The sequence below is a fragment of the Micromonospora auratinigra genome, from assembly GCF_900089595.1.
GTDB classification, from domain to species: domain Bacteria; phylum Actinomycetota; class Actinomycetes; order Mycobacteriales; family Micromonosporaceae; genus Micromonospora; species Micromonospora auratinigra.
On the sequence record NZ_LT594323.1, the window covers coordinates 6,524,143 to 6,550,545 of the forward strand.

At 74.5% G+C, this 26,403-nt stretch carries 23 protein-coding genes; 17 read left to right on the top strand and 6 right to left on the bottom strand.

Annotated elements, in window-relative coordinates:
- Positions 1-84 precede the first annotated feature (84 nt).
- Positions 85-501: a hypothetical protein gene (locus GA0070611_RS29835; protein ID WP_091673667.1), complete on the top strand. Its 417-nt coding sequence runs from the start codon at positions 85-87 to the stop codon at positions 499-501.
- 11 nt (positions 502-512) lie between these two features.
- Here the strand turns inward: GA0070611_RS29835 and GA0070611_RS29840 are convergent, their stop codons facing one another.
- A complete protein-coding gene (locus tag GA0070611_RS29840; RefSeq protein WP_091671792.1) occupies positions 513-1,349 on the bottom strand; it encodes a YhjD/YihY/BrkB family envelope integrity protein in 837 nt (278 codons plus the stop codon).
- Between the two features lie 62 nt (positions 1,350-1,411).
- Between GA0070611_RS29840 and GA0070611_RS29845 the strand changes: the two genes are divergently transcribed.
- From GA0070611_RS29845 to ispG, 5 genes are all read left to right on the top strand, one after another.
- Positions 1,412-1,957, top strand: a complete 546-nt coding sequence (locus GA0070611_RS29845; protein ID WP_091671794.1) for a GNAT family N-acetyltransferase — start codon at positions 1,412-1,414, stop codon at positions 1,955-1,957.
- Positions 1,958-2,044: 87 nt separating this feature from the next.
- Complete coding sequence (locus GA0070611_RS29850; RefSeq protein ID WP_091671796.1) at positions 2,045-2,248, top strand: hypothetical protein; 204 nt, start codon at positions 2,045-2,047, stop codon at positions 2,246-2,248.
- Positions 2,249-2,291: 43 nt separating this feature from the next.
- Positions 2,292-3,503, top strand: a complete 1,212-nt coding sequence (gene dxr, locus GA0070611_RS29855) for a 1-deoxy-D-xylulose-5-phosphate reductoisomerase (RefSeq protein WP_091671798.1) — start codon at positions 2,292-2,294, stop codon at positions 3,501-3,503.
- Positions 3,503-4,744 carry a M50 family metallopeptidase gene (locus GA0070611_RS29860; RefSeq protein ID WP_091671800.1) on the top strand — a complete coding sequence of 414 codons (1,242 nt, stop codon included), beginning with the start codon at positions 3,503-3,505 and terminating at the stop codon, positions 4,742-4,744. The genes dxr and GA0070611_RS29860 overlap by 1 nt, the downstream gene beginning before the upstream one ends.
- Before the next feature lie 9 nt (positions 4,745-4,753).
- Positions 4,754-5,926, top strand: coding sequence for a flavodoxin-dependent (E)-4-hydroxy-3-methylbut-2-enyl-diphosphate synthase (gene ispG / locus GA0070611_RS29865; protein WP_091671802.1), 1,173 nt, complete (start codon positions 4,754-4,756; stop codon positions 5,924-5,926).
- A 77-nt stretch (positions 5,927-6,003) separates the two neighbouring features.
- Here ispG and GA0070611_RS29870 read toward each other — a convergent pair whose 3' ends face one another.
- On the bottom strand, positions 6,004-6,705 hold the full coding sequence (locus tag GA0070611_RS29870) for a winged helix-turn-helix transcriptional regulator (protein WP_091671804.1): 702 nt from the start codon (positions 6,703-6,705) through the stop codon (positions 6,004-6,006).
- Positions 6,706-6,846: 141 nt separating this feature from the next.
- Here GA0070611_RS29870 and GA0070611_RS29875 point away from each other — a divergent pair, with 141 nt between their 5' ends.
- The 7 genes from GA0070611_RS29875 to GA0070611_RS29905 all read left to right on the top strand — a co-directional run bounded on the left by GA0070611_RS29875 (position 6,847) and on the right by GA0070611_RS29905 (position 17,096).
- The gene (locus GA0070611_RS29875) at positions 6,847-7,677 is read left to right on the top strand and encodes a class I SAM-dependent methyltransferase (RefSeq protein ID WP_091671806.1); all 831 of its coding nucleotides are present in this window, start codon (positions 6,847-6,849) and stop codon (positions 7,675-7,677) included.
- A 60-nt stretch (positions 7,678-7,737) separates the two neighbouring features.
- Positions 7,738-8,964 carry an MFS transporter gene (locus GA0070611_RS29880; protein WP_091671809.1) on the top strand — a complete coding sequence of 409 codons (1,227 nt, stop codon included), beginning with the start codon at positions 7,738-7,740 and terminating at the stop codon, positions 8,962-8,964.
- A gap of 66 nt (positions 8,965-9,030) precedes the next feature.
- The gene (locus GA0070611_RS29885) at positions 9,031-9,870 is read left to right on the top strand and encodes a GNAT family N-acetyltransferase (RefSeq protein ID WP_091671812.1); all 840 of its coding nucleotides are present in this window, start codon (positions 9,031-9,033) and stop codon (positions 9,868-9,870) included.
- Positions 9,871-9,994: 124 nt separating this feature from the next.
- The gene (locus GA0070611_RS29890; RefSeq protein ID WP_091671814.1) at positions 9,995-10,708 is read left to right on the top strand and encodes an ATP-binding cassette domain-containing protein; all 714 of its coding nucleotides are present in this window, start codon (positions 9,995-9,997) and stop codon (positions 10,706-10,708) included.
- Positions 10,705-12,855 (top strand): YhgE/Pip family protein, encoded by a 2,151-nt coding sequence (locus GA0070611_RS29895; RefSeq protein ID WP_091671816.1) that lies wholly within the window; start codon positions 10,705-10,707, stop codon positions 12,853-12,855. The genes GA0070611_RS29890 and GA0070611_RS29895 overlap by 4 nt, the downstream gene beginning before the upstream one ends.
- 10 nt (positions 12,856-12,865) lie before the next feature.
- Positions 12,866-13,459 carry a TetR/AcrR family transcriptional regulator gene (locus tag GA0070611_RS29900; RefSeq protein ID WP_091673670.1) on the top strand — a complete coding sequence of 198 codons (594 nt, stop codon included), beginning with the start codon at positions 12,866-12,868 and terminating at the stop codon, positions 13,457-13,459.
- 121 nt (positions 13,460-13,580) lie between these two features.
- Positions 13,581-17,096 carry an ATP-binding cassette domain-containing protein gene (locus GA0070611_RS29905; protein WP_091671818.1) on the top strand — a complete coding sequence of 1,172 codons (3,516 nt, stop codon included), beginning with the start codon at positions 13,581-13,583 and terminating at the stop codon, positions 17,094-17,096.
- Positions 17,097-17,138: 42 nt separating this feature from the next.
- Here GA0070611_RS29905 and GA0070611_RS29910 read toward each other — a convergent pair whose 3' ends face one another.
- The 4 genes from GA0070611_RS29910 to GA0070611_RS29925 all read right to left on the bottom strand — a co-directional run bounded on the left by GA0070611_RS29910 (position 17,139) and on the right by GA0070611_RS29925 (position 21,391).
- Positions 17,139-18,206 (bottom strand): NADH:flavin oxidoreductase/NADH oxidase, encoded by a 1,068-nt coding sequence (locus GA0070611_RS29910; protein WP_091671820.1) that lies wholly within the window; start codon positions 18,204-18,206, stop codon positions 17,139-17,141.
- 76 nt (positions 18,207-18,282) lie between these two features.
- Entirely contained in the window at positions 18,283-19,587 is a 1,305-nt protein-coding gene (locus GA0070611_RS29915; protein WP_197676051.1) for a dicarboxylate/amino acid:cation symporter, read from the bottom strand.
- A gap of 207 nt (positions 19,588-19,794) precedes the next feature.
- On the bottom strand, positions 19,795-20,433 hold the full coding sequence (locus GA0070611_RS29920; protein WP_091671824.1) for a DUF998 domain-containing protein: 639 nt from the start codon (positions 20,431-20,433) through the stop codon (positions 19,795-19,797).
- A complete protein-coding gene (locus tag GA0070611_RS29925; RefSeq protein ID WP_091671826.1) occupies positions 20,426-21,391 on the bottom strand; it encodes a glutathione S-transferase family protein in 966 nt (321 codons plus the stop codon). Before GA0070611_RS29925 ends, GA0070611_RS29920 begins: the two co-directional genes overlap by 8 nt.
- A 109-nt stretch (positions 21,392-21,500) precedes the next feature.
- Between GA0070611_RS29925 and pcaF the strand changes: the two genes are divergently transcribed.
- The 4 genes from pcaF (at position 21,501) to GA0070611_RS29945 (ending at position 26,402) form a co-directional block, all read left to right on the top strand.
- The gene (gene pcaF, locus GA0070611_RS29930) at positions 21,501-22,706 is read left to right on the top strand and encodes a 3-oxoadipyl-CoA thiolase (protein ID WP_091671828.1); all 1,206 of its coding nucleotides are present in this window, start codon (positions 21,501-21,503) and stop codon (positions 22,704-22,706) included.
- 148 nt (positions 22,707-22,854) lie between these two features.
- Entirely contained in the window at positions 22,855-23,673 is an 819-nt protein-coding gene (locus GA0070611_RS29935) for an SAM-dependent methyltransferase (RefSeq protein WP_091671830.1), read from the top strand.
- 6 nt (positions 23,674-23,679) lie between these two features.
- Complete coding sequence (locus tag GA0070611_RS29940; RefSeq protein ID WP_091671833.1) at positions 23,680-25,905, top strand: putative bifunctional diguanylate cyclase/phosphodiesterase; 2,226 nt, start codon at positions 23,680-23,682, stop codon at positions 25,903-25,905.
- A complete protein-coding gene (locus tag GA0070611_RS29945) occupies positions 25,902-26,402 on the top strand; it encodes a DUF456 domain-containing protein (RefSeq protein ID WP_091671835.1) in 501 nt (166 codons plus the stop codon). The genes GA0070611_RS29940 and GA0070611_RS29945 overlap by 4 nt, the downstream gene beginning before the upstream one ends.
- Position 26,403 lies beyond the last annotated feature (1 nt).

Below are 26,403 nucleotides of genomic sequence, written 5' to 3' on the forward strand. Positions count from 1 at the left end.
CTGCCGGCGGGCCCCGGGCGGGAGGGCTCGCGGCGGGGCCGGGTGGCGCGGGGTGGGATGCGCCGGGCCGCTACCGTCATCGGCATGCCGCCCGCTCTCCAGGCCGCCCTCGTGGGGGCGCTCACGGCCGCCGTGGTCGTCCCGATCGCGCTGCGGCGCGCCGCCGGCCGCCCCCGGGACCTGGTCGCCCCGGACCGCCCCACCGGCGAGGCGCCGGTGCTGCGGCTGGTCCGGGAGCAGCGGAGGATCGAGGCGGTGGCGGTGCTGCGCCAGCAGACCGGGCTGCCGCTGAAGGAGGCGAAGCAGGTGGTCGACCTGCTGGCGGCAGTTGCGCTGCCGCCCCCGGCCCGGGACGGCGCGGTCGGGCCGCTCGACGACGAGCTGCGGGCCTCGGCGGCCGCCCTCGTGCGTGCCGGCAGGAAGATCCAGGCGGTCAAGGTGGTCCGGGAGCACACCGGATGGTCGCTGGCGGACGCGAAGCGGTACGTGGACAGCCTCTGACCGGGCGGGCGTCAGGCGGCCCGGCGTACCGCCCGCCACCGGCTCAACGCCAGCGTGGCGGAGTAGCCGGCGAGCACGATCACGTGGAAGAGGTAGAGCCAGAGCAGCACCGCCACGCCGGCCCCGATCTCGTTGAAGCCGCCGAACGGCACGCCCAGGTTCAGCGGCAGGGAGCAGAAGAGCACGAAGCCGTGCAGGAACCCGGAGAGGTTCGCGGCGGTGAACGAGCCCATGCCGAGGGTGGCGAGCCAGTCCGGCGAGGCCGGGCCGACCACCCGGAACACCCACATCAGCACCGGCGTGAGCACCAGCCAGACCGCCAGGAACGACAGCACCACGCCCAGCGCGCCCCGCCACCCGCCCTGCTGCACCAGGCGCGTGGTGAGCGGCAGCGCGAGCAGGATCGACAGCAGCAGCGCCGGGGCCGGGGCGAGCAGGGGGAGCAGCAGCAGCCGTCCGCGCCAGCCGACCAGCGCCCCCGACTCGCCGCCCGGGTCGGCCACCGAGACGAAGGCGCGGCGCAGCCCTTCCCCGTACAGCGAGGCCGGCAGCAGCGAGGCCAGGGCGAGCAGCGGGGTCAGCCCCAGCCCGGCCTCGACCAGCGCGGCCACCGCCCGGTTCGCACCGATGTCGGTGGGCAGCGTGTCGATGGCGTACGAGGTGAGCCGGCGGACCCGGTCGTCGCCGGCGACGAGCCCGGTGAGCCAGATCGCCAGCAGCGCCACCGGCACCACGGCGATCGCCCCGTAGAAGGTGATCGCGGCGGCGTGCAGGGAGAGGTCCCGCCCGCGTACCGGCCGGAAGGCCGCCCCGGTGATCCGCTTCGTCCGCTGCCATCCCGCACCCATCGCGATCCTCTTCCCCGTACCCGGGGACGGCACGCATCACGATCCGGCGGCATCATGACGGCATGGAGATCGCCTCGACCGAGCGCCTGGTGGTGCGGGACTGGACGCAGACGCCGGAGGACCTGGACGTGGTCTACGACATCTACTCCCGCGAGGAGGTGATGCGCTGGCTGGGCGGGGGCAAGGGGCGGCTGACCGACCCGGCCGAGGCCCCGGCGCGGGTCCGCCTCTGGCACGAGCGGCACGCGGCGTACGCGGGCCGGTGGGGGCTCTGGGCGATCGAGTCCCGGGCGACCGGCCGGGCGGTCGGCAGCGTGCTGCTCAAGCCGTTGCCCGGTCGGGACGGGGTGACCCACACCGACGACCTGGAGGTCGGCTGGCACCTGCACCCCGACGCGCAGGGCCACGGCTACGCCACCGAGGCGGCCCGGGCGGTGCTGGCGCGCGAGTTCGCCACCGGCACCCGCCAGGTGTACGCGGTGGTGACGCCCGGCAACGAGCCGTCGATCGCGGTGACCCGCCGCCTCGGCATGACCCACCTGGGCCCGCGCACCGACTGGTACGGCGGCCTCGAACTGGAGACCTTCGTCCTGCAACGCCCGGCCTGAACCGGTCGCCCGGTCCTCCACGAGATCTTGAAAGAAGGTGGCTGCCCCCGACGGCCGCTTCGGCCGCGCGAGTACGCGGCTGCCGGCGTGCCGTTCTTCCTCCGTGTCGACCTGCGTGATCGGGTCCCGACCATTGCCCTCTTCGAACTCTTCGAGGGCGAGTACCGGCCGGTGGCGGCGGCTGCGGCCGGCACGCCGTTCGTGATGAAGGAGCCGTTCGCGTTCACGATCGACCCGGCCGAACTGCTGGGCGAGGAGGCGCCGGCGGAGGAGCCCGACGGCGGGGAGTGAGGCTCCCAGCGGGCGCTCAGGGGCGCTGGGGAAGAATGGACGGGTGACGTCTCCCCGCGACCTCGTCCTGCTGGGCTCGACCGGCTCGATCGGGACCCAGGCCATCGACATCGTCCGGCGCAACCCGGACCGGTTCCGGGTGGTCGCCCTGGGCGCCGGCGGCGGCAACGTCGAGCTGCTCGCCGCGCAGGCGCTGGAGCTGGGCGTCGAGGCGGTCGGCGTGGCGAAGGCGTCCGCCGCCCAGGACCTCCAGCTGGCGTTCTACGCCGAGGCGAGCCGGCGCGGCTGGGCCACCGGCGACTTCAAGCTGCCCAAGCTGGTGGCCGGGCCGGACGCGATGACCGAGCTGGCCGGCTGGCCCTGCGACGTGGTGCTCAACGGCGTGGTCGGCTCGCTCGGGCTGGCGCCGACGCTGGCCGCGCTGCGCGCCGGTCGTACCCTCGCGCTGGCCAACAAGGAGTCGCTGGTGGCCGGCGGCCCGCTGGTGAAGGCCGCGGTGACCCGGCCGGGGCAGATCGTGCCGGTCGACTCGGAGCACTCGGCGCTGGCGCAGTGCCTGCGCGGCGGCGCCCGGGGTGAGGTGCGCCGGCTGGTGGTGACCGCCAGCGGCGGGCCGTTCCGGGGCCGGCGGCGCGACGAGTTGACGCAGGTCACGCCCGAGCAGGCGCTGGCCCACCCCACCTGGAACATGGGTCCCGTGGTCACCATCAACTCCGCCACCATGGTCAACAAGGCGCTGGAGGTGATCGAGGCGCACGAGCTGTTCGACGTGCCGTACGCCGACATCGACGTGATGGTCCACCCGCAGTCGGTGATCCACTCGATGGTCGAGTTCACCGACGGCTCCACGCTGGCCCAGGCCAGCCCGCCCGACATGCGGCTGCCCATCGCGCTGGGCATCGGCTGGCCGGACCGGGTGCCCGAGGCCGCCGCCGCCGTCGACTGGACCACGGCCCACACCTGGGAGTTCTTCCCGCTGGACGACACCGCGTTCCCGGCGGTCGCGCTGGCGAAGGCGGCCGGCGAGGCGGGTCGCTGCCGGCCGGCGATCTACAACGCGGCGAACGAGGAGTGCGTGGCGGCGTTCGTCGCCGGGCGGCTGCCGTTCCTCGGCATCGTCGACACCCTCCAGCGGGTGCTGGAGGACGCTCCCGATTTCGCCGAACCAGGTACCGTCGAGGACGTGCTCGCCGCCGAGTCGTGGGCGCGGGCGCACGCCCAGGGGATCATCGTCGGGTCGGTGGAAGGATCTTGATGGCATACCTGCTCGGGATGGTGCTCTTCGCCTCGGCGATCCTCATCTCGGTGAGTCTGCACGAGGCGGGGCACATGCTCACCGCCAAGGCCTTCGGGATGAAGGTCACCAAGTACTTCGTCGGCTTCGGCCCGACGCTGTGGTCGTTCAAGCGGGGCGAGACCGAGTACGGCGTCAAGGGCATCCCGCTCGGCGGCTTCTGCAAGATCGTCGGAATGACGCCGCAGGACGACGACGTCGAGCCGGGCGACGAGCACCGGGCCATGTGGCGCTACCCGGTCTGGAAGCGGACGATCGTGATGTCCGCCGGGTCGATCACCCACTTCGCCCTGGCCCTGGTCGCCATCTGGCTCGCCGCCATGTCGATGGGTCTGCCGAACCGGGACATCCCCAACCCGCTGCCCGCGTACGTCAAGGTCGTCGAGTGCGTCCTGCCCGACGGCGCGCAGCGCGCGTGCGCCCCCGGTGACCCGGTCAGCCCGGCCAAGCAGGCGGGGCTGCGCGACGACGACAAGATCCTCGCCGTGAACGGCACCCCGGTCGCCGACTACGACGCCCTGGTGAAGGCCGTCCGCGGGCTGCCCGCCGGGCAGGCCGCCACCGTCCGGTACGAGCGGGACGGCGTCACGGGCGAGGCCCGGCTCACGCCCGCCTCGGTGCAGCGCAAGCCGCTCGACGACCCGAACGCCCCGGCCCGCGCCGTCTCCGTCGTCGGGGTCGTCGGCCCGTCGCTGCCCCCGGGTGTCCCGCTGATGGTGAAGTACGGCCCGGTCGACGCGCTCCCCGCCACCGCCGGCTACACCAAGGAGCTGGCGATCGGCACGTACGAGTCGATGAAGCGGATCCCGCAGAAGGTGCCCGCGCTGTGGACCGCCATCACCGGTGGCGAGCGGGACGTCGACACCCCGATCAGCGTGGTCGGCGCCACCCGGCTCGGCGGCGAGGCGGTGGAGCACGACGCGTGGGAGCTCTTCGTCAGCCTCTTCATCGGGCTGAACTTCTTCATCGGCGTGTTCAACCTGCTGCCGCTGCTGCCGCTGGACGGTGGGCACATCGCCATCGCCTGGTTCGAGCGGGTCCGCTCCTGGCTCTACGCCCGCATCGGCCGTCCCGACCCGGGGCGCGTCGACTACCTCAAGCTCATGCCCATCACGTACGGGGTGATCCTGATCGGTGGCGCGTTCACGCTGCTGACCATCACCGCGGACGTCGTCAACCCGATCACGCTCTTCTCAAGGTGAGTGCCTGAAGTGACCGCTGTCAGTCTCGGTATGCCCCCCGTACCGCCGCCGCCGCTCGCCCCCCGCCGGGCCAGCCGCCAGATCATGGTCGGCTCCGTGCCGGTGGGTGGGGGTGCGCCGGTCTCGGTCCAGTCGATGACCACCACCCTGACCGCCGACGTCAACGCCACCCTCCAGCAGATCGCCGAGCTGACCGCCTCGGGCTGTCAGATCGTCCGGGTCGCGGTGCCGTCGCAGGACGACGTCGAGGCGCTGCCGGCGATCGCGCGCAAGTCGCAGATCCCGGTGATCGCCGACATCCACTTCCAGCCGAAGTACGTCTTCGCCGCGATCGACGCGGGCTGCGCGGCGGTCCGGGTGAACCCGGGCAACATCCGCCAGTTCGACGACAAGGTCAAGGAGATCGCGAAGGCCGCCGGTGACGCCGGCGTGCCGATCCGGATCGGCGTGAACGCCGGCTCCCTGGACAAGCGGCTGCTGGCGAAGTACGGCAAGGCCACCGCCGAGGCGCTGGTCGAGTCGGCGCTCTGGGAGTGCTCGCTCTTCGAGGAGCACGGCTTCCGGGACATCAAGATCTCGGTGAAGCACAACGACCCGGTGGTGATGATCCGGGCGTACCGGCTGCTCGCCGAGAAGTGCGACTACCCGCTGCACCTGGGCGTCACCGAGGCCGGTCCGGCGTTCCAGGGCACGATCAAGTCGGCGGTGGCGTTCGGCGCGCTGCTGGCCGAGGGGATCGGCGACACGATCCGGGTCTCGCTCTCCGCCCCGCCGGTGGAGGAGATCAAGGTCGGCACCGCGATCCTGGAGTCGCTGGGCCTGCGCGAGCGGGGCCTGGAGATCGTCTCCTGCCCGTCCTGCGGCCGGGCCCAGGTCGACGTCTACAAGCTGGCCGAGGAGGTCACCGCCGGCCTGGAGGGGCTGCCGGTGCCGCTGCGGGTGGCCGTGATGGGCTGCGTGGTGAACGGTCCGGGTGAGGCCCGCGAGGCCGACCTGGGCGTCGCCTCCGGCAACGGCAAGGGCCAGATCTTCGTGAAGGGCCAGGTCGTGAAGACCGTTCCCGAGGCGCAGATCGTGGAGACGCTGATCGAGGAGGCGCTGCGGATCGCCGACGAGATGGGCGCGGAGATCCCCGAGGAGCTGCGCGACCTGGTCCCGGGGGCCACCGTCACCGTGCACTGACCGCACCGTCGAAGAAGGGGCGGCCTCCGTCGGGGGCCGCCCCTTCGCGCGTACGCGACCTCGGGTGTCCGCCGCGGTCAGGCTCGCACCGGTCCGGCCGACGGGACGGGCCGGGGCACGGGGGCGAAGTCGGACAGCTCGAACCAGCGGGGCAGCGCCCGCCGCAGCGCCTCCGGGCCGGCCAGCGCGACGGTCCCGGCGCGCAGTGCCGCCGGCCAGGTGAGGTCGCCGCGCCAGACCTCGACCAGAGCGCGGAGGTCGGCGGTCACCGTCACGTTCACCTCGTGGCCGGGGTCCACGTCGCAGACGTCGACCTCCCCCGGGGTGATGACCAGCCACCAGTGCCGGAGGTCGGCCGGCAGGGTCCGGAAGTGGAAATGGACGACGGTCCGTCCGTCGGGTACGGCGCTGTGGTCGACGTGGCGGTGCATGTCCCACAGCAGCAGCGACGGGTCCAGGTCCGCCTCGCCCAGCTCGCCGACCCAGCGGATCCCCCACGCGCCGAGCGCCTCGACCACCGGCCGCAGTTCGTGTCCGGCGTCGGTCAGCAGGTACCGGACGTCGCTACCGTCGGCGTGGCGGGCCACGACACCGGCGCGGACGAGCTGTTGCAGTCGTCGGGACAGCAGGCTGGGCGACATCCGCGGCAGGCCCCGACGCAGCTCGTTGAAGCGCTGCGAGCCACTCACCAGCTCCCGGACGACCAGCAGCGTCCAGCGTTCGTCGAGCAGCTCCATCGCCTTCGCGACCGGGCAGAACTGGTGGTATGAGGAGCCCATGGGTGCACGGTAGGCTCCCGCGCCCGGCCTGCCCAGGGCCGCTCGGACGACCCGCGGCAGTACAGATCTCGTACTGGGGCGCCCCGTTCCGGCTACCTATCGTCGATCCCGTGACGACACGTCACACACGGAGGAGGAGCGATGGATGTCGAGACGGACGCCGTGGCGGCGGACCGGGCGGTGAAGGAACGGCACCGCCGGATGTGGGCCCTGGGTGACTATCCGACGGTCGCCGAGGAGGTGATTCCGCGGCTGGGGGCGGTGCTGGTCGGGGCGGTCGGTGCGGGGCCGGGCGACCGGGTGCTGGACGTGGCGGCCGGCAGCGGCAACGCCGCCGTCGCGGCCGCGTCGGCCGGGGCGCAGGTGGTGGCCAGCGACCTGACCCCGGAACTGCTGACCGCCGGCCGGGCGGTCGCGGCGCGCCGGGGGGTGGACCTGGAGTGGGAACAGGCCGACGCCGAGGCGCTGCCGTACCGCGACGGCGAGTTCGACGTGGTGATGTCCTGCGTGGGCGTGATGTTCGCGCCCCGGCACCGGGTCGCCGCCGACGAACTGCTGCGGGTCTGCCGACCGGGCGGGCGGATCGGCCTGCTCAACTGGACGCCGGAGGGCTTCCTCGGGCAGTTGCTCGCCACGATGGGGCCGTACGCGCCCGCGCCGCCGCCGGGTGCGCAGCCCCCGCCGCTGTGGGGCAGCGAGGCGCACGTGCGGGAGTTGCTCGGCGACCGGGTCACGGACGTCGTCGCCCGTCGGGAGGCGGTCCTGGTGGACCGGTTCGACAGCGCCGAGGCGTTCCGCGACTACTTCAAGGCCCGCTACGGGCCGACGATCGCGGTGTACCGGATGATCGCGGGTGATCCCGAGCGGGTCGCCGCCCTCGACCGTGACCTCGCCCAGCTGGCCCGGCGTCACCTGCACGCGGACGGGATGCGCTGGGAGTACCTGCTCCTCACGGCCCGCCGGCGCGGTTGACGTCCGGTCCGGGATGGGACGGGACTGCAAACCGTACGTACGTATTGTTAGAGTGCCCGGGTGCGCCTGCTTCCCGAACCGGGCCCGGCCCGGGTCCTCGCCCTCTCCACCCTCGTCAACACCGTCGGGCGGGGGACCTGGCTGACCGTCAGCGCGCTCTTCCTGACCCGCTCGGTCGGGCTGACCGTGACCGAGGTGGGCCTCGCGCTCACCCTCACCGCGCTGGTCAGCCTGCTCACCGCCACCCCGATGGGCTACCTCGCGGACCGCTGCGGCCCGCGCGGCACGCAGCTCGTCGCCCTGCTCGCCTCCGCCGGCTGCACCGCCGCCCTGGTCGCCGTCCGGTCGTTCGCCGCCTTCCTCGCGGTCGGCCTGCTGATGGCGGTCGCCGACTCGGCCAGCCGGGGCGCCCGGGGCGCGCTGATCGCCGGGGCGGTCCCCGCCGACCAGCGGGTCCGCACCCGCGCCTGGCTGCGGGCGGTCACCAACGTGGGCATCTCGGTCGGCGCGGTCGCCGCCGGCTTCGGCATCGCCGCCGACACCCGGGCGGCGTACGTCGCGCTGATCCTGCTCGACGCGGTCACCTACCTGGGCGCGGCGGCCGTCCTGCTCCGGCTGCCGGCGGTGCCGCCGGTGGCCGCCCCGGCGCACGGGCCCCGCCTGGTGGCGCTGCGGGACCGCCCGTTCCTCGCCTTCACCGTGCTGGACGGGCTGATGTCCATGCACTTCGGGCTGCTCAACATCGCCCTGCCGCTCTGGATCGCCGGGCACACCCGGGCGCCGGAGTGGCTGATCTCCGGCTGCCTGCTGGTCAACACCGTGATGGTGGTGCTGTTCCAGGTGCGTGCCTCGCGGGGCACCGAGGACCTGGCCGGCGCCGCCCGGGCGGCCCGCCGGGCCGGCGCGGTCATCGCGGCGGCCTGCGTGCTCTTCGCGCTCGCCGGCGGGGTGCCCGCCGTGGTCGCGGTGCCGCTGCTGCTGGGCGGGGCGCTGGTGCACGTGGTGGGGGAGTTGTGGCACGCCGCGGCCGGCTGGGGCATCTCGTTCGGCCTCGCCCCGGCCCACGCGCAGGGGCAGTACCAGGGCGCGTACGGGATGGGCATGCAGCTCGGCTCGATGGTGGCCCCGATCGTGGTGACCACCCTGGCGGTCGGCTGGGGCCTGCCCGGCTGGTTGGTGCTCGGTGGCTTCTTCCTGCTGCTCGGGCTGCTGGTGCCGCCGGTGGTGCGGTGGGCGGCCGGGACCCGGCCGGTGCCCCCGGTCGACGCGCCGGTGCCGGTGGGCTGAGCGGTGGCTCACCGGGTCCACAGGTCGGCCCGCGCGGGCCGGGGTGGATCTGGCAGGCTGGTACCCGTGCTCACGCTGCCGGTACGCCAACTGGGGGAGTCGGAGCGCCGCGCGGTCGAGCGACTGCTCGACCTCGACCCGTACGCGGGCGCGCAGGTGGCCGAGCGGATCGCCGCCCGGGGGCTGGCCTGGTGGCGGGCCGAGGGGCGGGTGCTGGGCTACGGCGCCCGGCGCAACCTGGAGTCGATCTGCTGGTTGGGCGGCAACCTGACCCCGGTGCTCGCCTCGGAGCCGGCGGTGACCGCCTTCGCCGAGCAGTTGAGCGGCGAGGAGCGGCTCTGCTCGTCGATCGTCGGGCGTGCCGACGCGGTGCTCGGGCTCTGGGACCGCCTCTCCGGGCACTGGGGGCCGGCCCGGGACGTACGCCCCAACCAGCCGTTGCTGGCCGCGGACGCGCCGCCGCCGGTGGCGGCCGACCCGCAGGTACGCCGGGTGCGGGGCACCGAGGTCGACCGGCTCTTCCCGGCGGCGGTGGCGATGTACACCGAGGAGGTCGGGGTGTCGCCGCTGGCCGAGGACGGCGGGCGCGGCTACCGGCGGCGGGTGGGCGACCTGGTCCGGGCGGGGCGGGCCTACGCCCGGTTCGCCGACGGCAAGGTGATCTTCAAGGCGGAGCTGGCCGTGGTGACCCGGCGGACCGCCCAGGTGCAGGGGGTCTGGGTGGCGCCGGAGTGGCGCGGCCGGGGGATCGCCACGGCGGCGATGGCGGCGGTGGTCCGCGACGCCCTGTCCCGCTTCGCGCCGACGGTCAGCCTCTACGTCAACGACTTCAACCTGCCCGCCCGGCGGGTCTACGAGCGCTGCGGCTTCCGCCCGGTGGGCACCCTCGCCACCGTGCTGTTCTAGGCCGCCGGCCCGCCCGCATGGCCGGGATCACGTCCCGCTGAATTGCGCCGAACCGGACAGTCGGCGCTATGCTGGTCATGTTTTTGTACTGACCAGTCAGTTTAATTGACCGGGACGAGGAGCGATGAAGATCGTCGAGGCCAGTGGGCTGGGTCTGCGGACCCGCCGCGGCTGGGTGTACCGGGACGTCGACCTCACCGCCGAGGCGGGTGAGCTGCACGCGGTCACCGGGCCGCCCGGCAGCGGACGTACCTCCCTGCTGCTCGCCCTGGCCGGGCGCTTCCCGCACACCGAGGGTGAGCTGCGCCGGCGCGGCCCCGCCGCGCTCGGGCAGGTGGCCGGGGTGCACGAGCCCGACCCCACGCTGACCGTGGCCGAGCACATCCAGGAGCGGCTGCTGCTGCTCGGGCCGGTGCCGCGCCGCCGCCGCCGATTCGTGCCGGTCGCCGCGGTCCGCGCCCGCCGGGCCTACCGCCGCGACGCGTTCGCCGCCGCCATCGCCGGCGCCGGCTTCACCGACGCCCCGCTCGACCCCGACCGGTACGGCCGGGACCTGACCCCCGTCGAGCGGCAGGTGCTCGGCCTCGTGCTGGCCAGCCTGAGCGGCCCGAACCTGATCGTCGCCGACGACGTGGACGCCGGCTCCGACGCACCCGAGCGGGAGTGGATCTGGGCCGCCCTGGGCCGCCTCGCCGACCAGGGGTACGCCGTGATCGCCAGCGCCCGCGCGGTCGAGCCGGGCAGCGCCGCGATCCTGCACCGGATCGGCGAGCCCGTCCTGCCCACCCCCGCCCTCACCGCGCCCGGTGCCGCGCACACTTCCGAGGTGACCGCATGACCGTCCTGCGACTCGCGCTCTTCGAGCTGCGCCGGATGACCCGGGGCCGACTGCCGCGCGCCGCGCTCGCCGTCCTCACCGTCGTCCCGCTGCTCTACGGCGCGCTCTACCTCTACGCCTTCTGGGACCCGTACGGGAACCTGGACCGCATCCCGGTCGCCCTGGTCAACGCCGACCGGCCGGCGAAGGCCGGCGACGGCAGCGAGGTGCACGCCGGCGCCGACCTCGCCGACGAACTGATCGACCGCAAGGTCTTCGGCTGGACCGTGACCGACCAGGCCGACGCCACCGAGGGGCTGCGCGACGGCCGCTACCACCTGGTCTTCTCCATCCCGGCCGACTTCTCCGCCACCCTGGTGGACAGCCCCGAGCCGGACCGGCCGGCCCGCCAGGGTGAGCTGAAGGTGGTCAACGACGACGCCACCAACTACCTCTCCGGGCTGCTCGCCCGCTCCGCCTTCAGCGAGATCCGGGCTGCCGCCGCGGAGAGCACCGCCGCGTCGTACTTCGACAAGATGCTGATCGGCTTCACCGACGCCAAGACCGAGACCGGTCGGGCCGCCGACGGGGCCGGCAAGATCCATGACGGGCTCGACGCCTCCGGGCAGGGAGCCGGGAAGATCGCCGCCGGGCTGGACAGCGCCGAGGGCGGCGCCGGGCAGCTCTCCGCCGGGCTGGCCAAGTCCGCCCAGGGGGCCGACAAGCTGGCCACCGGCCTCGACCAGCTCTACACCGGAGCGGCGCAGATCGCCGACGGCGCCAACCGGGCCGCGACCGAGACGAAGGCCGCCGCCGCCAAGGTGGACGCCGCCGCCGACAAGTACGAGCCGCTGCTGCGCAAGAACGCCGAGGACATCCGCAAGGGCGCCACCCTGGTCGCCGAGGGCGCGCAGGCGCTCGCCGACGGCATCGAGACCCTGCCGGCCAAGGCCGACGAGGTGGTCACCCAGGCCGAGCAGGTCCGCGACCGGCTCGACGCGGTGGCGAAGGACCACCCCGAGCTGGCCGACGACCCGAACTTCACCGCCGCCCGGCAGGCCGCGCAGAAGGCCGTCACCGCGGCGAAGGCCATGGTCACCACGCTGGACAAGACCGACCTGGCCACGCTCAAGAAGCAGATGACCGAGGTGGCCGCGACCGCCCGCGAGGTGGCCGCCGCCGCGCCGCACCTGGCCGACGACGTCGCCTCCGCCCGGGGCAAGATCGACCAGCTCGCCGGCGGGCTGGGCACCCTCGCCCAGGGCAGCGCCAAGCTGCGCGACGGCCTCGGCGACGCGGCCGGCGGCGCGGACCAGCTCCGGGGCGGCCTGTACCGGCTCGCCACCGGCGCCCGGCAGCTCGACGGCGGCCTGACCCAGCTCGGCAGTGGCAGCGACCGGCTGGTCGACGGACTGACCAAACTGGAGGGCGGCGCCGGTGACCTCGCCGACGGGCTCGCCGCCGGTGAGCAGAAGCTGCCCGGCTACCACGACGCGGGCAGCCGCTCGGACGTCCTCGGTGACCCGGTCGGCCTGATCCGCGACTCGCACAACCCGGCCGGCTCGTACGGCGTGGGCTTCGCCCCGTACTTCCTCGCCCTCGCCCTCTGGGTCGGCGCGATGATCACGTACATGCTGCTGCGGCCGGTCAACCGGCGGCACGTGATGTCCGACGCGCCCGGCTGGCGGGTCGTGCTCGCCGGCTGGCTGCCCGCCGCGGCGATCGGCCTGGCCCAGGTGGCGATCCTGTTCACCGTGGTCACCCTGGCGCTCGGCCTGCACCCGGCGCACCCGGTGGCGACCTTCGGGCTGCTCGCCCTCACCTCGCTGGCGTTCACCGCGATCATGCAGCTGCTCGGGGTGGCGCTCGGCCCGGCCGGCCGGCTCGCCGCGCTGGCCCTGCTGATGCTCCAGCTCACCTCCTCCGGCGGCACCTACCCGGTGCAGACCTCACCCGGCTTCTTCCAGGCGATCCACCCCTGGCTGCCGATGACGTACGTGGTGGCCGGGCTGCGGCACACCGTCAACGGCGGGCCGGCCGCCCCGGTGGTCACCGGCGCGCTGGTGCTGCTCGCCTTCGGGGTGGGCGCGATGGCGCTCAGCGTCGGCGCGGCCCGCCGGTCCCGCCGGCTCACCCCGGCCAAACTGCACCCCGAACTGACCATGTGAGGATGGGGTGGTGACGGACGGGCGGACACGGCGGCGGGAGGACACCCGCCAGCGGCTCTTCGTGGCGGCCGTGGAGCTGATCGCCGAGCAGGGCTTCACCGCCACCACCGTGGACGACATCGCGGCCCGGGCCGGGGTGGCGAAGGGGACCGTCTACTACAACTTCCAGTCCAAGACGGTCCTCTTCGAGGAGCTGCTGCGGCACGGCATCGGCCTGCTCACCGCCGACTTCCGGGCCGCCGTCGACGGGCTGCCGCCACGCGAGGCGCTCGCCGCGCTGGTCCGCGCCGAGCTGGAGTACATCCGCCGCTACCGGGCCTTCGCCCAGCTGCTGCTCTCCGAGATGTGGCGGACCAACCGGGAGTGGCAGCAGACCCTGCGGCTGCTGCGCGGCGAGGCGATCGAGGTGATCGCGGAGACCGTCCGGGCCGGCGTGGCCAGCGGCGACCTCCCCGCCGACCTGGACGTGCCGACGGCCAGCTCGGCGCTGTTCGGGGTGGGCCTGGTGGTGGCCGTGGACTGGTTGGTCTTCCAGCCCGACCGGCCGATCTCCGACGTGCAGGAGGCGCTGCTCGGCATCGTCCGCCGGGTGGCGCAGACCTGAGGCACCACCGGGCCGCGGCACGCCGGACCTTTCGGCCCGGCGTAAATCGTTTGAGCCGGTACGGCCGGACGGGCCAGGCTGGGGTCACCGCCCCCACCGATCCGAGTCCGGAGGAACCGCCGTGCGCCTGCTCCGAGATCTGTGGGCCACCGCGCCCCGCCGTATGGCCGTCGTGGCGCTGCTCGTCGTCATCGGCGCCGGCGGCCAGGCGGCCGCGTCCGCGCTGGCCGGCCCCGTGCTGGTGCAGCGCTCGGCGGGCTGGTTCGTGGCGCTCGCCGTCGCGCTGGTCGCCGCCGTGGTCAGCGACCTGGTGATCGGGCTGGTGATGGCCCGGCTCACCGCCGACTGGTCGGCCGACGTGCGCCGCCGGCTCTGCCGGGTGGCGCTCGGGCAGGACCTGCCCACCCTGGAGACCACCCCGGTCGGCGAGCTGCTCGACCGGATCGACAACGACGTCTACCAGGTCGCCTCCGAGCTGCGCAACACCGGCGTACGGCTGGCGCAGGGGCTGGCCGTCTGTGCCCTGGCCACGGTCAGCGCGCTCGTCGTGTGGTGGCCGGCCGGCGTCGGCATGGTGCTGCTGACCGTGCTGCTCGTCGTCCTGCTGCGCCGGCCGACCGCCCGGATCGGCCCGGCCCGGATGGCCGAGGAGGAGGCCTGGTCGGACCTCGCCGCGGTGATGGAGGAGGCCGTCCACGGCCAGGACGACGTGCGGACCAGCCTCGCCCAGCCGTACGTGCTACGGCTCTACGCCCGGCGGGCCGCCGAGGTGCTGGCCCGGGGCAAGCGGGTGTTCCTGATGTCGGCGAAGGTCACCACCGTCGCCGCCGGCGGGATCCGGGCCGGGATCGCCGGGGTGGTCCTCGCCGGGGCGTGGGCGCTGTCCACCGGCCGGGTCGACGGCACCCGGCTGACCGCGATCTGGCTGCTGGCGATCGCCTTCGGCGCGACCGTGGAGCACATCGCCCGCTGGGTGCCGCACCTGCAGTACGCGCTCGGCGCCTGGGCGCGGGTGCAGCTGCTCACCGACGCCCGGCAGGAGCCCGCCGGCGGGGCCGACCCGGCCGACGGTGACCTGACCGTCCGGGGGCTCACCTTCCACTACCCGGTCTCCGCCGACGCCGAGCGGGGCCCGGCGCTGCGCGACGTCCGGCTCACCTTCGCCCGGGGCCGCTCGTACGCCCTGGTCGGGCGGACCGGGTCCGGCAAGTCGACGCTGGCCAAGGTGCTCACCCGGGCGGTGGAGGTGCCCGCCGGCACCGTCTTCCTCGGCGACGCCGACCTCGTCGACCTGGACGTCGAGGCGCTGCGCCGGTGGATCGCCGTGGTGCCGCAGCGCACCGAGATCCTCGCCGGCACGCTCGCCGAGAACGTCGCCCTCTTCGACCCCGACCTGCTCGACGACGCCACCCGGGCGCTGGGCGAGCTGGGGCTGACCGGCTGGCTCGCCGAGCTGCCCGACGGGGTGCACACCCGGCTCGGCGAGGGCGGGTACGTGCTCTCCGCCGGGCAGGAGCAGCTGGTGGCGTTCGCCCGGATCCTGGTCCGGGACCCGCGGGTGGTGATCCTCGACGAGGCCACCGCCCGGCTCGACCCGGTCACCGAGACCCGGGTCCGGCAGGCCACCGAGCGGCTGCTCACCGACCGGATCGGCATCGTCATCGCGCACCGGCTCAGTTCGGTGCGGCGCTGCGACGAGGTGGTGGTGATGGCCGACGGTGCGGTGGTCGAGGCCGGCCCGCTGCGCGAGTCGGCCCGCTTCGCCGAGCTGCTGGCGCACAGCCAGGCCGCCGCGTACGCCCCGGCCGGCGCGGGACGCGGCGGGGTGGACCTGCTGCCCGCCCCGGGCGGGGAGCTGCCGTCCGGTGCGGACCGGGAATGGGACGGCGAGCCGGCGGGGAACGCGGCGACGTCGCAGGTGGTGGCCGTACCCCGGACCGACCCGCCGCCGCTGCCGCCCGACCCGCCCGCGCGGACCATGCGGGAGATCTTCCGCCTGGGCCTGAACGACCCGCGCTACGGCCTGGCCTCGGTGGCCATGTTCCTGGTCATGATCCTGGTCGGGCTGGACGGCTCGGTGCTGCCCTGGCTCTGGGCGGACGTGGTCGACGGCGGTGACCCGTGGCTGCCGGCGCTCGGCATCGCCGCCGGGCTGCTGCTGGTGCTGCCGCTGCCCTTCCTGACCAACGTGCGCTTCCCGCAGTGGTGGGTACGGCAGATGCTGCGGATCAGCGCGCGGCTGGTGCACGGGCAGACCGGCCCGCGCCGGGTCAGCGGGCACACCCCGGCCGAGGTGGTGGCGCAGGGCGGCGACACCGACCGGGTGGTGCAGCTCGCCGACAACCTGATGGACCAGTTCATCGCGCTGTTCCTGCTGGTCAGCATGGTCGTGGTGACCGGCAGCGTGGTGCCGGGGCTGTTCTTCGTCGGCACCATGGTCCTCTCCGGACTGGTGTCGATCCTGTTCGCGCCCCGGCTGGAACGGACCGCCCGGGGCACCGTGAAGGCGCGGGCCGCGTTCGCCACCGCCCTGGTCTCCGCGCTGTCGGCGGCCCGTACGGTGAAACTGGCCGGCGCCACCCGCCCGGTGCTGGACCACCTGGCCCGGCTGGACGTGGTGCGCAGCGAGCGGCAGCGCCGGGAGATCGCCATGCAGGTCTGGGCGCGGTCCACCCCGTCGCTGGCCAGCGGTCTGCTGCCGATCGGCGCGTGGGCGCTCTACCTGGCCGGCGGGCTCTCCGCCGGTGGGGTGCTGGTCGCCGTCTCCACCCTCGGCGCGGCCCGCTGGTTCGCCTGGACCACCGCGTCGCTGGTGTCGCAGTACCCGTCGGCGCGGGTGTGGACCCGGCGGACCGTGGCCATGTGCGGGGAGGCCGCCTACTCGGCCACCGTGCCGGGCATGGACATCGGGGCCGGCACCTCGCCCGCGCCGGTGCCCGCGCCCCGGCGACCGCTGCGCCGGTTGCAGCTCGCCGGGTTCGGCGCGCTGCACACCGACGGCACGCTCGCCGTCCGCGACGTCGACCTGACCGTCGAGCGGGGACAGCTGGTGCTGGTGGTCGGGCCGGTCGGGGCCGGCAAGTCCTCGCTGCTGCGGGCGCTGGCCGGCATCGTGCACCACACCGGAGCGCTGCGCTGGAACGACGAGCCGGTGACCGAGCCGGAGCTGTTCCTGCGCCCCAACCAGGTCGGGTACGTGGGCCAGCTGCCCCGGGTGCTCTCCGGCACGGTCGCCGACAACATCGCGCTGGGGCACCCGGTGGACGCCGCCGACGCGGTGTCGACCGCCCAGCTCGACCACGACCTGGCCGCCGCCGGCGGCGGCCTGGGGCTGCTCATCGGGCACAAGGGCACCCGGCTCTCCGGCGGGCAGCTCCAGCGGCTGGCGCTGGCCCGGGCCCTCGCGCCGCGTACCGAGCTGCTGGTCGCCGACGACGTGTCGTCGGCGCTGGACGTGACCACGGAGCTGGCGCTCTGGGCGGCGCTGCGCGAGCACGGGGTGACCGTGGTCGGCTCGACGGCCAAGCGGGCCGCCCTGGTCCGCGCCGACCACGTGGTCGTCCTGGTCGACGGCACGGTCGCCGCCCAGGGCCCCTGGTCGGACCTGGAACCCCGCTGGTCCCACCTGGCCGGCTGACCCACGTCCGCGCCGGGCCCGGTCGGGCCCGGCGCGGGAGGGTCAGAAGGCGCGGCGGTACTGCTCCGGCCAGTACGGCTCGGCGCCGAGCTTGGCGGCGGCGCGGCGCGGCCAGTACGGGTCGCGCAGCAGTTCCCGGCCCAGCAGCACCAGGTCGGCCTCGCCGCCGGCGACGATCTGCTCGGCCTGCTCCGGCTCGACGATCAGGCCGACCGCGCCGGTCGGCACGCCCGCCTCGCGGCGGATCCGGGCGGCCAGCGGCACCTGGTAGCCGGGCCCCACCGGGATGCTCGCCCCGGCCGAGGCCCCGCCCGAGGAGGCGTCCACCAGGTCCACCCCGGCGGCGGCCAGCTCACCGGCGAGCGCGACGCTGTCCTCGACGGTCCAGCCGCCGTCCACCCAGTCGGTGGCCGAGATCCGGGTCAGCACCGGCACCGCCTCGCCGACCGCGGCGCGGACCGCGCGGGCCACCTCCAGGGTGAGCCGCATCCGGGCGGCCCGGTCGCCGCCGTAGCCGTCCGTGCGGTGGTTGGTCAGCGGGGAGAGGAACTCGTGCAGCAGGTAGCCGTGCGCGGCGTGCAGCTCCACCGCGGCGAAGCCGGCGGCCACGGCCCGCCCGGCGGCCACCGCGAACGCCTCGACCACCCCGGCGATCCCGGCCTCGTCGAGCGCGGTGGGCCGGCGGTAGTCGGGCAGGAACGGCTCGTCGCCGGGGCCGACCGGCGACCAGCCGCCCTCGGTGTCGGGCACCCCGCCGCGCTGCTGCGCCCAGGGCCGGTAGGTGGACGCCTTGAAGCCGGCGTGCGCCAGCTGGACCGCCGGCACCGCGCCCTGCCCGGCGACGAAGGCGGTGATCGGCCGCCAGGCATCCACGTGCGCGTCGGACCAGAGGCCGGTGTCCTGCGGGCTGATCCGCCCCTCGGGCACCACAGCGGTGGCCTCGGTGATGACCAGGCCGGCCCCGCCGGCCGCGCGGGAGCCGAGGTGGACGTGGTGCCAGTCGGTGGGCAGGCCGTCCGGGCCGGCGCTGTACTGGCACATCGGGGCGAGCGCCACCCGGTTGGGCAGCGTGACGCCGCGCAGGGTGAGCGGGGTGAACAGAGCACTCATGGGGTGATCCTCCTGCAGACGGGAGCGGGTGCGTCCCCGGCCGCCGCGGCGACCGGGGACGCACCCGGGGGAGAGGTCAGGCCGGGACCGGGGCGAGCCGCTCGGGCTCGTCGGCGTCGACCGGGTCAGGCTCCTCGGCGTCGACCAGGTCACGGTTGCCGGCCGAGTCGTACGCGGTCCGGTCGAGGGTGCCCTCGCGGGCCGCCACGATGGTCGGCACGACGGCCTGACCGGCCACGTTGGTGGCGGTGCGGATCATGTCCAGGATCGGGTCGATCGCCAGCAGCAGGCCGGCGCCGGCCAGCGGCAGGCCCAGGGTGCTCAGGGTCAGGGTGAGCATCACGATGGCGCCGGTCAGGCCGGCGGTCGCCGCCGAGCCGACCACCGAGACGAAGGCGATCAGCAGGTAGTCGGTGACGCCCAACTGGACCCCGAAGACCTGCGCGACGAAGATCGCCGCGAGCGCCGGGTAGATCGCCGCGCAGCCGTCCATCTTCGTGGTCGCGCCGAACGGCACGGCGAAGGAGGCGTACTCGCGGGGGACGCCGAGCCGCTCGACCGAGCGCTGGGTCACCGGCATGGTGCCCACCGACGAGCGGGAGACGAAGGCCAGCTCGATCGCGGGCCACGCGCCGGCGTAGAAGCGCAGCGGGTTGAGCCGGCCGGCGGCCAGCAGCAGCACCGGGTAGACCACGAGGAGCACGATCGCGCAGCCGACGTAGACGGCGGTGGTGAACTTGGCCAGCGGGGCCAGCAGGTCCCAGCCGTACGAGGCGACGGCGTTGCCGATCAGGCCGAGGGTGCCGATCGGGGCGAGCCGGATGACCCACCAGAGGGCCTTCTGCACGATGGCCAGCACCGACTTGTTGAACGTCACGAACGGCTCGGCGGCCTCGCCGATCAGCAGCGCGGCGGCGCCGACCACCAGGGCGAGGAAGACGATCTGCAGGACGTTGCCCTCGACGAACGCGCCGACCGGGTTGGTCGGGACGATGCCGGTGAGGAAGTCGGTCCAGGAACCGGTCTTCTTCGGCGCGGCGGCGCCGGCCAGGTCGAGCGTGACGCCCTTGCCCGGGTCGACGAGCAGGCCCAGGCCGAGGCCGATGCTCACCGCGATCAGCGCGGTGATGCCGAACCAGAGCAGCGTCTTGAGGGCCAGCCGGGCCGCGTTGGCCACGCCGCGCAGGCTGACCACGCTGACCACGATGGCGGCGAAGACCAGCGGCGGGACGGCCAGCTTGAGCAGCTGGACGAAGAGACCGCCGACGGTGTCGAGGGTGCTGGTCAGCCAGGCGAGGTCGTTGGCGCGGGCGACGAAGCCGAGCGCGACGCCGAGGACGAGACCGAGCAGGATCTGCACGGAGAAGGGAATCTTGCGCAGGGCGGAAGCCATGAGGATGCGTCCAAGGTCTGGAAAGGGATGAACGGGGCAGCGGGTCAGGAACGCGGCTGCGCCGGACAGATGCCGCTGGCCTGCCGTCGGAGGTCGACGTACAGGCGCACGGTCAGGTGCCAGACATTGGTCATCGCCCGCCGAGGCTACTCCCAGCCGGCTCCCAGCCGGAAGGAGCGACCCCGGTGACGCTCCTTACAGCCCTGGTGCGGAAGAATTCCGCCGGGCCAGCCCCAGCGTGCCGGCGGTGGCCAGGCCCCAGCCGGCCGCGACCGCCAGCAGCAGGCGTTCCAGCACGCCCACCAGGGCGCCCCGGCCGACCAGCAGCATCGCCAGCCCGACGGCGGCCGCCAGCGGCAGGGCCAGGGCCGCGCCGAGCGCCGCGACCCGGCGCAGCGCCCGGCCCGCCGCCGGCGTGGCGACCAGCGCCAGCATGGCGAAGACCACCGCCGCGGTGGCCGCGATGCTCGCGCCGCCGTGCACCAGGTCGGCCACCGTGGTCGCCTCGAAGGGCGGCAGCGGGCAGCCCGCACTGCACGTCACCGTCCCGGAGAGCACCGTGGCGACCCCGCCGGTGGCGAGCAGCGCCGCCGCCGTGCGCAGCGCCGGGGGCAGTGCCGCGGCGAGCAGCAGCAGCGCCGCCGCCAGGGCGAACACCCCGATCCGGTACGCCCCGGCGTACCCGCTGTCGGTGACCCCGGCCTCGCTGACGTACCCGGTCAGGCCCGGGCCCGGACCGGCGACCACGGCGACCGTCACGGCGACCGCCCCGGCCACCGTGCAGCCGGCGGCGGCCGACGCCGCGGCGGCCCGGACGACGGCGAGGTCAGCCACGCCCGTGCGGCGTGGTCCAGCCCGAGGTGTCCGGGCCCAGCGGCACGATCCGGGTCGGGTTGATCGCCTCGTGGGTGGCGTAGTAGTGCCGCTTGATGTGGTCGAAGTCCACCGTCTCGCCGAAGCCCGGGGTCTGGAACAGGTCCCGGGCGTACGCCCACAGCACCGGCAGCTCGGTCAGCTTCTGCCGGTTGCACTTGAAGTGCCCGTGGTACGCCACGTCGAAGCGGACCAGGGTGGTGAAGAGCCGCACGTCCGCCTCGGTGATCGCGTCGCCCATCAGGTAGCGCTGCCCGGCCAGCCGCTCCGACAACGCGTCCAGCCGGGCGAACAGCGCGGTGTACGCCTCGTCGTACGCCTGCTGCGAGGTGGCGAAGCCGCACCGGTAGACCCCGTTGTTCACGTCCCGGTGGATCTCGGCCATCAGCGCGTCCAGCTCCGGGCGCAGCGCGACCGGGTAGAGGTCCGGCGCGTCCGGGGCGTGGAACCGCCGCCACTCGGTGGAGAGGTCCAGGGTGAGCTGCGGGTAGTCGTTGGTGACCACGCGGCCGGTCAGCGTGTCCACCAGCGCCGGCACGGTCACCCGGCCGCTGTAGTCCGGGTCGGTGGCCAGGTACGCCTCGGAGAGGAAGCCGATGCCCAGCGCCGGGTCGAAGCCGTCCGGGTCGAGGGTGAACCGCCAGCCCCGCTCGTCGCGGATCGGGTCGACGGTGCCCAGCGAGATCACCTCGTCCAGGCCGAGCAGCCCGCGCACGATCCGCGCCCGGTGCGCCCACGGGCAGGCCCGGCACCAGATCAACCGGTACCGGCCGGCCTCCAGCGGCCAGCGCCCCGCCTCGTCCGGGCCGCCGCCCTCCGGTGAGGTGGAGTGCGGGGTGACCCGACCGGTGAACCGGTTGGGTTGCCGGACGAACTCGCCGCCGCCGGCGGTCTCTGCGCTGAACTGGGCCCGGGTCATGCCGTCAACCTATCCGCCGCCGGCCTGGATATCCTGGCGCCGGGCGTCCCCGTGACCCGGCGGGCGACCCGCCGCCAGCCCCTTCCCACCCCCGAAGGACGTGCGCCCGATGAGCGTGGCCTACCTCGTTTCCGGAGTCCGTACCCCGATCGGCCGGTACGCCGGCGCCCTCGCCGGGGTACGCCCCGACGACCTGGCCGCGCACGTGCTGCGCGAGCTGGTCGCCCGCCACCCGGCGGTGGACTGGGCCCGCACCGACGACGTGCTGCTGGGCTGCGCCAACCAGGCCGGTGAGGACAACCGCAACGTGGCCCGGATGGCGGCCCTGCTCGCCGGCCTGCCCGAGGAGGTCCCCGGCAGCACGGTCAACCGGCTCTGCGGCTCGGGCCTGGACGCCCTGGCCACCGCCGCCCGGTCCATCGTGGCCGGCGAGGCCGACCTGGTGGTGGCCGGCGGGGTGGAGAGCATGAGCCGGGCGCCCTTCGTCATGCCGAAGGCGACCACCCCGTTCTCCCGCACCGCCGAGGTGTACGACACCACCATCGGCTGGCGGCTGGTCAACCCGCTGATGCAGAAGGCGTGGGGCATCGACTCGATGCCGGAGACGGCCGAGAACGTGGCCGCTCAGTACGGCATCGACCGGGTCGCGCAGGACGAGTTCGCGCTCCGCTCCCAGCAGCGCACCGCCAAGGCGCAGGCGGACGGCCGGTTCGCCGAGGAGATCGTGCCGGTGACCGTGCCCGCCGGCCGGCGCGAGACGAAGCTGGTGGAGACCGACGAGCACCCCCGGGAGACCTCCCTGGAGAAGCTCGCCGCGCTGCCCACCCCGTTCCGCGACGGTGGCACGGTGACCGCCGGCAACTCCTCCGGCGTCAACGACGGCGCGGTGGCCCTGCTGGTCGCCTCCGCGGCGGCCGTCGAGCGGTACGGCCTGACCCCGCTCGCCCGGGTGACCGGCGCGGCGGCGGCCGGCGTACCGCCCCGGATCATGGGGATCGGGCCGGTGCCGGCCACCCGCAAGCTGCTCGACCGGCACGGCCTGGGCCTGGCCGACCTCGACGTGATCGAGCTGAACGAGGCGTTCGCCGCGCAGTCCGTGGCGGTGCTGCGCGAGCTGGGCCTGCCCGAGGACGCCGAGCACGTCAACCCGAACGGCGGGGCGATCGCGCTGGGTCACCCGCTCGGCGCCAGCGGTGCCCGGCTGGCGCTGACCGCCGCGCTGGAGCTGCGCCGCCGGGGTGGCCGGCGTGCGCTGGCCACCATGTGCGTCGGCGTCGGGCAGGGCATCTCGCTGCTGCTGGAGTCGGCCGCCTGATCCCGTCCCGTGGCTCCCGGGCGGTTCCCGCACGACGAACGGAACCGTCCGGGTGTCCCACCGGCACAAGTGGATCTCCCGTTGGTGGGCGTACGCGCATAGAGTGGTGTGGACCACACGTACGCGGTGACGACCTGGGGGACCGAGCATGCCGACGCCGGAAGGAATTCCCGCCGAGATCGACCTGAGCCGGCCCAGCGCGGCCCGGGTCTACGACTACTTCCTCGGGGGCGCGCACAACTTCGAGATCGACCGGCAGCTCGCCGAGCAGATCGCGTCGATGACCCCGAACCTGGCCGCCACCATGCGCTCCGGCCGGGAGTTCCTGCGCCGGGCCGTACGGGTGCTGCTCGACGCCGGCATCGACCAGTTCCTGGACATCGGCTCCGGCATCCCCACCGTCGGCAACGTGCACGAGGTGGCCCAGGCGGCGAACCCGGCCGCCCGGATCGTCTACGTCGACATCGACCCGGTGGCGGTGGCGCACAGCCGCGAGATCCTCGCCGACAACGACCGGGCCGTCGCCGTGCACGGCGACCTGCGCGAGCCCAAGCTGATCCTGGACCAGGCGAAGGCCAGCGGCCTGATCGACTTCGACCGGCCGGTGGGCATCCTGCTCGCCGGGGTGGTGCACTTCATCCCCGACGTCGACCGGCCGGCCGACATCCTGGCCACCCTGCGCGCCGCCGCCGCGCCGGGCAGCTTCCTGGTCATCTCGCACTCGACCTTCGAGGACCAGCCGCAGGAGATGCTGGACGCGCAGCGGCTGTCGGCGCGTACCGCCACCGAGATCACGCTGCGCTCCCGCGCCGAGATCACCGGCTACTTCGGCGACTGGACCGTCCTCGAACCGGGCGTGGTGCACATGCCGTTGTGGCGACCCGACTCCCCGTCGGACGTCGACGAGCACCCCGAGCGGTTCGGGGCGTTCGGCGGCGTCGCCCGGTACGACCGAGCCGCCGGCTGAGCCGACATGCGCGCCCCGGACCCCGACGGGGGCGGCTTCAGCCGGCCGGGCGCCCAGGCGTACGCCGCCGAGTGGGCCCGTGCCGTGCGCCGCATCGGATTCGTGCCGCTCAGCGCGGCGGAGACCGAGCGCCTGCTGCTGGTGCACACGGTGCGACTCGGGCAGGTCCTGCTCGCCCCCGCGTTCTCCGCCAGGGCGGCGGAGGACGTGGGGCGGGCGCTGGTGGAGGCGCACCTCACCGAGCCGGGGGTGCTGGACTGGTCGGTCCAGGCCCTCGGTGACCGCTTCCTGCCCTGGGTGGTGCCCGCCCACCCGGAGCTGCCCGAGGCCGAGGAGCGGATCGCCGCGCTGCAGGGGGCGCTGGCCGCCGGCTTCGCCCGGGCGCTGCGCGACCGTACCTTCAGCCAGCAGGAGCGGATCGCCCGCTCGGCCTGGCAGGCCCGCGACGCGGTCGAGCAGGCCCTGCGGGACAGTGAGGCGCGGTTCCGCGCGGTCTTCACCGGCGCCGCCATCGGGATCGGCATCGCTGCCATCGACGGCACCATCCTGGAGGTCAACCAGTCCTTCGCGGACATGCTCGGCTACACCGCCGACGAGCTGCACGAGATCAACGTGGCCGCGCTGTTCCACGCCGACGACGCGGCCGGCATGTGGGAGCTCTACCAGGAGCTGATCGAGGGCAAGCACGACAGCGCCCGGGTGGAGAAGCGGTACCACCGCAAGGACGGCAGCGTCGTCTGGACCGACCTCGCCGTCTCCCTGATCCGCTACGACGACGGCCGCCCCCGGTTCACCGTCGCGATGATCGAGGACATCACCGAGCGGTACGAGCTTCAGCAGCGGTTGCGCTTCCAGGCGCTGCACGACCCGCTCACCGGGCTGCCCAACCGGACCCTGTTCTTCGAGACGCTGGAGCGGCTCTTCGGCGCGGCCGGCCGGGAACAGCGGATCGGGCTCTGCTTCATCGACCTGGACGGCTTCAAGGCGATCAACGACAGCCTCGGGCACGACCTCGGCGACCGGCTGCTCAAGGTGATCGGCCGCCGGCTGGCCGACTGTGTCGCCGGTCGGGGTCACCTGGTGGCCCGGATGGGCGGCGACGAGTTCGTCATCCTGGTCGACTCCGGCGGCGGCCTGGACGACGCGGTGGAGGTGGCCGAGCTGGCGCTGGCCGCGGTCTCCGCCCCGGTGCACGTCGGCGACCAGCAGCTGGCCGTGTCGGCGAGCATCGGCATCGTGGACTGCCCGGCGGTGGAGACCAGCGCCTCCGAGCTGATGAAGGCCGCCGACACCACCCTCTACTGGGCGAAGGCCGAGGGGCGCGGCCGCTGGGCGGTCTACGACCCGGAACGCAGCGCCGCCGACATCGCCCGGTCGGCGCTGGCCGCCGGGCTGCCCGCCGCCCTGGACCGGGGCGAGTTCGTGCTGCACTACCAGCCGATCGTGTCGCTGCTCGACGGGTCGATGACCGCCGTGGAGGCGCTGGTCCGCTGGCAGCACCCCGAGCTGGGCCTGATCGGGCCGGACCGGTTCATCGGGCTGGCCGAGGAGACCGGGCTGATCGTCCGGCTCGGCGCCTGGGTGCTCCGGCAGGCGTGCCGGGACGCCGAGGGCTGGCGGCGCGCGTTCCCGGGGACCGGGCTGGTGGTCAGCGTCAACCTGGCCGCCCGGCAGGCCGACGACCCGGCGATCGTGGAGACCGTGGCCGAGGCGTTGCAGCACACCGGGCTGCCGGCGGAGCTGCTGCAACTGGAGCTGACCGAGAGCGCCGTGATGGGCGCCGCCGGGGAGCCGCTGCGTTCCCTGCGCCAGCTCGCCGGGCTCGGCGTACGGCTGGCGATCGACGATTTCGGCACCGGGTACTCGAACCTGGCGTACCTGCGCCGGCTGCCGATCCACAGCCTGAAGCTGGCCGGCCCGTTCGTGGAGGGCATCCGCGCCGACGGTCCCGACGTCGCCGACCACCGCGACGAGCGGATCGTCGACGCGCTCGTCCGGTTGGCGCACGCGCTGGAACTCTGGGTGACCGCCGAGGCGGTGGAGACCGAGTTGCAGGCCGAGCGGTTGCGGGCGCTGCGCTGCGACACCGGGCAGGGCCGCTTCTTCGGCGCCCCGATGCCCGCCGCGCACATCCGCGCCCGGCTGGCGGCCCGACCCGGGCCCGTCGTCGACGCCGCCGCGGTCGACGGGAACGCCGGTCCGGGCGGCGAGGCACAGGAGGAGACGCGGTGAGTCTGAGCGACACGCAGGCGGTGGTCTCGGTGGTCGCCGCGCTGGCGATCCTGGCCGGGCTGGCCGGGGTGGTGGTGCCCGGGCTGCCGGCGCTGCCGCTCTGCTGGGGCGGCGTGCTGGTCTGGGCGCTCTTCGGCCAGGCCGGCCCGGGCCGCTGGGCGGTGCTGGCCGCCGCCACGGTGGTCGCGGCCGGCGGCACGGTGGTCAAGTACGCCTGGCCGGGGCGCAACCTCAAGCGCGTCGGGGTGCCCACCTCGTCGCTGCTCGCCGGGGGCCTGCTCGGCCTGGTCGGCTTCTTCGTGATCCCGGTGGTCGGTCTGCCGATCGGCTTCGTGGGCGGCATCTGGGGCGCCGAGCGGCTGCGGCTGGGCAGCAACCAGCTCGCCTGGCCGGCCACCGTGCAGGCGGTCAAGGCGGCCGGGCTGTCCATGCTGGTCGAGTTCCTGGCCGGGGTGGTCGTCGCCGGGCTCTGGGTCGCCGGCCTGCTCTTCGCCTGAA